This is a genomic window from Mycetohabitans sp. B8 (assembly GCF_021991875.1).
GTDB lineage: Bacteria > Pseudomonadota > Gammaproteobacteria > Burkholderiales > Burkholderiaceae > Mycetohabitans.
In genome coordinates this window covers 1-1,586 of the sequence record NZ_JAHLKR010000067.1, presented here as the reverse complement: position 1 = coordinate 1,586, position 1,586 = coordinate 1, and the positions used below count along the sequence as shown (strand labels likewise).

Annotated in this window: 1 protein-coding gene; it reads left to right on the top strand. The window is 65.8% G+C overall.

Features of this window, described 5'->3' with window-relative positions; genetic code table 11:
* A partial coding sequence (locus KQH60_RS14750; protein ID WP_237577142.1) for a condensation domain-containing protein occupies window positions 1-1,586 on the top strand: 1,586 nt, incomplete at both ends.

The following is a 1,586-nucleotide window of genomic DNA, read 5'->3' as shown; positions in this document are numbered from 1 at the left end:
CCGTTCTCGAACGAAGCCGACGCTCGGATGTACAAGACGGGCGATCTCGCGCGTTATCGGCCCAATGGCGATCTCGAGTACCTCGGCCGCAATGACCATCAGGTCAAGATCCGGGGGTTTCGGATCGAACTGGGCGAGATCGAAGCCTGTCTCGCTGGGCACCCGCAAGTGCGCGACGCTGCGGTGCTGGCGCTGGGCGACGGCGGCGACAAGCGCCTGGTCGCCTATGTGGTGGCCGAACCCGATGACGCGCTGGCCAGCACGCTGCGCGCGCATGTGGCCGCCGCACTGCCCGAGTACATGGTGCCGGCCGCGTTCGTGCGGCTCGACACGTTACCGTTGACGCCAAACGGCAAGCTCGATCGGCGTGCGTTGCCCGAGCCAGACGCCGACGCGTTCGCGCACCAGGCGTACGAGGCACCGCAAGGCGCACTCGAGACCGCGCTCGCGACAATCTGGTCCGAGCTGCTCGGCCTTGAGCGTATCAGCCGGCACGACAGCTTCTTCGCGCTCGGCGGCCATTCACTACTCGCCGTGCGGCTGATGAATCGGGTGGCCGCGCTCGGTGCCGAGGTGCCGCTCGCAGCGCTGTTCGCCTCGCCCACGCTGGCCGCGTTTGCCGCCGCGCTTAACGCACAACGCACACCGGACAACGCTGCGCTGTCGGCAATCACACCGGTGTCGCGTGACGGTGCGCTGCCGCTGTCTTTTGCACAGCAACGGCTGTGGTTCCTCGCGCAACTCGATGGCGTGAGCGAGACCTATCACATCCCGTTCGCGCTGCGCTTGCAGGGGCCCTTAAACCGGCTCGCGTGGCAACAGGCGTTGGATGTGCTATGGGCCCGTCATGAAGCGCTGCGCTCGGTCTTTGTGAGCGTGGACGGCCAGCCGCAGGTACGACTGCTGCCCGCCGACGCGGGCATGCCGCTGCGCTGGCATGATTGGCGTGAAGTGGACGAAGCCAACGCGCAACTGACCCCATTCTGTACCGAAGAAGCGCACGCGCCGTTCGATCTGGCGCATGGCCCGCTGATCCGCGCGTGCGGGATTCAATTGGCCGATAACGAGTACGTCATGCTGCTCGTTCAGCACCATATTGTCTCCGATGGCTGGTCAATCGGGGTACTCGTGCGCGAACTCAGTGCGCTGTACCGTGCAGCCTGTGACGGCCAAGCCGATCCGTTGCCGCCGCTGGCGATCCAGTATCCGGACTATGCGGCCTGGCAGCGACAGTGGCTCTCGGGCGAGCGGCTTGAGGCCCAAGGCGACTACTGGCGCACGACGCTAGCCGATGCGCCAGTGCTGCTTGAGCTACCCACAGACCATCTCCGCCCCGCGCAGCAATCGTTTGCCGGCGCGCAAGTGCCCATCCGTATCGATGCGTCCACAACACGTGCGCTCAAGCGTTTAAGCCACGCGCACGGCGCAACGCTGTTCATGACGGTGCTCGCGGCGTGGAGCGCGGTGCTCTCACGCCTGTCGAGTCAACACGATCTGGTCATCGGCACGCCGAGCGCGAACCGGGGACACACCGCGATCGAGCCGTTGATCGGCTTCTTCGTGAACACGCTGGCGTTGCGCGTGGA